We start from the raw sequence: 4,953 nt of genomic DNA, 5'->3' as shown, positions 1-4,953 counted from the left end.
GTAATTCTTGGGCTGCCCATTTCTCCATTTTTTTGCTTACCTCCACCTTAATTCCTTCTTTCAAAACTATACCTATCAATCGTTTCCCCTTTTTTTAAGTTTCTTCTCTTTTTGTTAAGAAAGATCTGACTAATGGATAGCTTATTAAGGGGGATCCCCCCGCCTATCGGCACCCCCCTTATCAAGGGGGACAGGGGGGATCGAACCTAAAATCCATTTTTAATTTAATTATAACCAGCTACTTAAATCCTGTTGAAAAAGTATAGGGGGAGTGGGAAGATGGGAGCGAGTTTTTAAAGTTCTATTGGCAGTTAATTGTACTATTTCTGAGAGACACCTCGTTTTCTTTTCGGGATAACATCGTCAGGTATTCCCCAATAGTTTGATGCCTGAGACACATTATATAGCAATAAGTCTTCGGGCATTTTTTCTAAAATAACTCGGTTGAAATTGGCTGGATTAATATTCATTGCTACCATCACAGAAGAGCCAAGTTCTTTCGATAATAGCGGAATAACTGCGTTACCAATCTCACGAAAACCATGCCATATTGTGCGGTGAAACTGAAACCAATCGGGGAATGTATGTAATCTGGCGGCTTCTCGTACAGTAATACAACGAGGAATAGAATAGTGAATGGGTCTAGGAGCAGTATAGGCCCCTTTGTCACTATTAGTTCCGGCCCGGAGAGTATTACATAAACCGGTGGGAGAAAGCTTTAAAAAGCGACTTTTTGGTTCCACTGTACCCGGTTCGGTTACGATAAATCTATCAATCGCTCTTTGGGTATGAACTGAGCCTATATGTCCATAGATTTTTGTATCTACTGTTCTTTGATGGCAAAGTTTAAAAATATCCCTTGGCTGCATTGAATATTTTTTCCTCTTACCACTATAATCTAATTTTGATGCGGGTATGCCTAAATCAGTATCGATAAAGGCCGGTATTAATTCTAAATCTGAAATCGCATCATAGACGCTGGTAAAAGCTGATTTTTTGGCTGGGTTTAAATCGACGGTCTTTGTCAAAGGATATTTAGCCATCGTCACGTCTTTTCGACTACCAATTAAGATTAATCTTCTGCGCTTTTGTGGCGCACCGTATTCACTGGCATCGAGGATTTTAATTGGCTGATTGATTGCATAGCCAATAGCTTCAAATTCAGAGATTAACTCCTCTAAAAATTGTTTATGTTTACCCGTAGCCATGCCGGGGACATTTTCAAAGATAAAATACTTGGGTTTAATTTCCCCTACAATCCGCAGATATTCAAATACAAGAGAATTTCTAGGATCATCTATTTGTCGTTTACCAATCAGTGAAAAACCTTGGCAGGGGGGACCACCGGCAATTAAACTAACATCGGTGGCATAGCCTTTTAGTTTTAATAATTCCCATATTTCTCTACTTGTTACTTTGGCTATATCCCGGCAAATAGTTTGACAATAGGGAAAGTTAAAATGATGAACCAAGGAATGGACTGCATCAAACTCCACCGCTACAGCAATATCAAATCCCGCCGCTTCTAGACCAAGGGACATCCCACCGCAGCCGGCAAATAAATCGATCGCAATTGGTCTATGTTTCACTTTGATGATTAGCTCTCTATTCTCTGCATTTCATTATACTGTATTTCTGATATAGTTAAGGCTTTACGTTTTATTAACAGTCTGGTAAATAAAGGCAATTGTGCTATATTATTAAGCAATTATTTGAGCAATTCTTTTTCATCAATTTTTGGATCATTTGTTCAATTATCTTTACTTCAATAGTAATAGCTTATAAAAAATCCCGCCCCAATATTTGGACGGGACTAACAATCAATCAATAATTCAATGCTACTCCCATTCTATAGTTCCGGGTGGCTTAGAAGTAATATCATAAACCACGCGGTTAACTCCCTTAACTTCATTGACAATGCGATTAGAAATTGTCTCCAATAAATCATAGGGAACCCGCGACCAATCGGCAGTCATTCCGTCTTCACTGCTGACTAAACGTAGGACAATGGGGTAAGCGTAGGTACGTTGATCTCCCATTACTCCCACACTGCGGACAGGCAATAAAACCGCGAAAGCTTGCCAGAAATCGTGATACATTCCCTGCTTATTAATCTCGTCGCGCACCACCCAATCTGCATCGCGCAAAATATTTAATTTATCTGCGGTTACTTCCCCTAAAATGCGAATCGCTAAACCGGGGCCAGGGAAAGGTTGACGACGAACAATTTCTTCCGGAAGACCGATCGATCGGCCTAATTTTCTCACCTCATCCTTAAATAATTTTCGCAGAGGTTCGACTAATTTAAACCGGAGATTTTTCGGCAGTCCACCAACGTTATGATGACTTTTAATTTTAACCGCGACTCTTTCCCCGGTTTTGGGATCCACATTACTATCGGCCGACTCAATCACATCGGGATATAAAGTTCCTTGGGCCAGATAATCAAAGGGTCCCAAACGATTTGATTCTTCTTCAAACACCTGAATAAATTCATGGCCGATACGACGGCGCTTTTCTTCGGGATCGGTGACACCGGCAACTTGCGCTAAAAATCGTTTTCTAGCGTTGACATACTGGACTCCGATATGGAATTGCTCGTTAAATATCTGCATTAATCGTTCTGGTTCACCCTTACGCATGAATCCCTGATCGATAAACATACAGGTTAGTTGATCACCGATCGCTCGATGCAACAGGAATGCTAAGGTAGAGGAGTCCACACCGCCGGATAAAGCCAATAAAACTCGCTTATCGCCCACTTTTGCCCTAATTTCTCGGATCGATTCCTCGACAAAAGCTTCCGTGGTCCAAGTGGGTTCGCATTTGCAGATATGATAGACGAAATTGCGAATTAAGGCGATTCCTCCCACAGAATGGACAACTTCCGGGTGAAACTGCACTCCAAAGAGTTTTTTCTGGTGATCGGCAATGGCCGCACAATCGGTATTATCGGTATGAGCGAGAATTTCAAAACCCGCAGGCAATTCCACGCAGGAATCCCCGTGACTCATCCAAGCGGTGGAACCGTCCTCGACATTGGTTAATAAATCGGTAGGATCGTTGATAAATAGGGATGCTTTGCCATATTCGGCCCTTTTTGCCCGTTCTACCCTGCCTCCTAACTGTTGTACCATCAATTGCATCCCGTAGCAAACTCCGAGGATGGGTACACCTAAATTCCAAATTTCGGGATCACAGTGGGGCGCTCCAGGATCATAGACGGAATTGGGACCGCCCGAAAGAATTATTCCTTTCGGGTTGATTTGGGCCAATTGTTCGGCGCTGGTACGATAGGAGAGAACTTCGGAGTAAACGTTCGTTTCCCTGATTCTGCGGGCGATTAATTCAGAATACTGGGAGCCAAAGTCAAGAATGATGATTATTTGACGATTAAGGCTATTAGTAAAGGACTCTGAGGGCAAAGTCTCTTGAGGGGTAGGAAGGGGGGTTTGAGTTGTCACTACGATCAAAAAAAGAAACTGGCAGAAAAAGGTTAAAGATTTGTAAACTAAATCGGCTATTGTTCTGAAAATAAGCTACAATAGTCTAGCCTTATTAGTTTCATTTTTTAAGACTAAATATTCCCACGATCATAGCACGGTCACTGGGGGGTAACTTGTAGATTTTGCAAAAATTTAATGCCATTTTCGCTTTTGCTGATCAAAGAACGAGAGCGATCGAATAAAATACAACCGACCCCAAGATGACCGTTACTGTGGTTATAAACGTATTCTTGGCAACGGCGATCGATAGTATTAGCCATTTCTCTATAGATGCGTTCCACCCAATTATCTCCCGTTTGCCGGTCTAATTGACGCAGATATTCCAGACCGTTTTCGCTGGTGCTACTGTCAAAAATTTGCTGGAGATGGGGGGTAGCTAAACCCATTTTAGCGGCGTAGGCGGTGAGAATTTCCCGACGACCATCGGCCAGATGATGGTGAGTCTGAAAGATTCCCCCGGCAAGTTTAATTAATTTACCGTGATAACCAAACAAAAGAATTTCAGAGATTCCCTGTAATTGTGCCTCTAATAACATCGGCCCGATCCAATTGGCTGTTTTTACCAAAATATCAGGATTAATGCCCATTTGAGGGGCTAAATCTAAGCCATTTTCCCCGATACAAAACACCAAACGATCAAAACGAAGAGATAAAATTTTTAATTGCTCGCGAAAGATTTCCAACTGTCCGGGAGCGCTCAGGGGTTGGGAAATGCCAGTGGTACCCAACAAAGATAATCCCTCTACTACCCCAAAAGCGGCGTTAGAAGTCCTTGTGGCCAGTTTTTTGCCTTCTGGAAGGATAATCGTCACTTTGATGCTTTCTTGGGGCAGTAACAGGGGTCTGAGGTTTTTTTGCAGCAGACGCTGGGCATAACTATAAATAGCTGATTTTCCGCCATTATCAGCCTGTAGGCCGATTCCTGCGCCGCCTTGAATCTCTATCTCTTGATTACCCGTTTTTCTTTCTACTAACGCCCATATAGGGGTATTTCTAGTTAAATCTAAATTATCCCCCGGATCGCTGCGGGTGATGGCTAGGGCAGCATCGGGGTTAAGTCGGGCAACTTGTTCGATGGCAATTGTAACGGCTTCTGGCGGTTCTAAAAGATTAAAAGTAACGGAATTTAGCTCATTTTCGCCGTGGAGATGCTGGAGAGATGCGATCGCACTGGCACAGGCAAAAACTGGTAAAGTGTAACCCGGACGGGGTGGGGAGATAGACATGAATAGGATCGATAGCCAATCAAATTAGCCGTGATCTGATTATAGAACTAGGGGGCAACTGCTGCTATTTTTGATGATTCTGGTTCTTCCGAACTTACACTGTAGAAAACTCCCCAAGCTCCCTCTCTGTCCAGCAATGCTCTAAAGTTGATAAATATCAATCTAACAAAAACTCAAAGCCCTATTATACAAGCTTTACAAGTATGAGTTGTTGATAGTTT

The 4,953-nt window shown here is 42.4% G+C and carries 3 protein-coding genes; all 3 read right to left on the bottom strand.

Going from position 1 to position 4,953, the window contains the following annotated elements; all coding sequences use genetic code 11:
* Positions 1–320 precede the first annotated feature (320 nt).
* The gene (locus IM496_RS12445) at positions 321–1,589 is read right to left on the bottom strand and encodes a DNA cytosine methyltransferase (protein ID WP_287662079.1); all 1,269 of its coding nucleotides are present in this window, start codon (positions 1,587–1,589) and stop codon (positions 321–323) included.
* A 249-nt stretch (positions 1,590–1,838) separates the two neighbouring features.
* Entirely contained in the window at positions 1,839–3,464 is a 1,626-nt protein-coding gene (gene guaA / locus IM496_RS12440; protein ID WP_002789801.1) for a glutamine-hydrolyzing GMP synthase, read from the bottom strand.
* Positions 3,465–3,604: 140 nt separating this feature from the next.
* Positions 3,605–4,732, bottom strand: a complete 1,128-nt coding sequence (gene cbiD, locus IM496_RS12435) for a cobalt-precorrin-5B (C(1))-methyltransferase CbiD (RefSeq protein ID WP_194013992.1) — start codon at positions 4,730–4,732, stop codon at positions 3,605–3,607.
* Between the last annotated feature and the right edge of the window lie 221 nt (positions 4,733–4,953).

The sequence above is a fragment of the Microcystis sp. M049S2 genome (genome assembly GCF_020245625.1).
Classification (GTDB): Bacteria; Cyanobacteriota; Cyanobacteriia; order Cyanobacteriales; family Microcystaceae; genus Microcystis; species Microcystis ichthyoblabe_A.
The sequence above is the reverse complement of the archived record's forward strand: the minus strand, read 5'-3'. Positions and strand labels throughout refer to the sequence as shown.

What these genes read in the sequence shown, in the direction of transcription:
- cbiD (WP_194013992.1), bottom strand. Translation starts at nt 4,732, where the DNA reads ATGTCTATCTCCCCACCCCGTCCGGGTTACACTTTACCAGTTTTTGCC.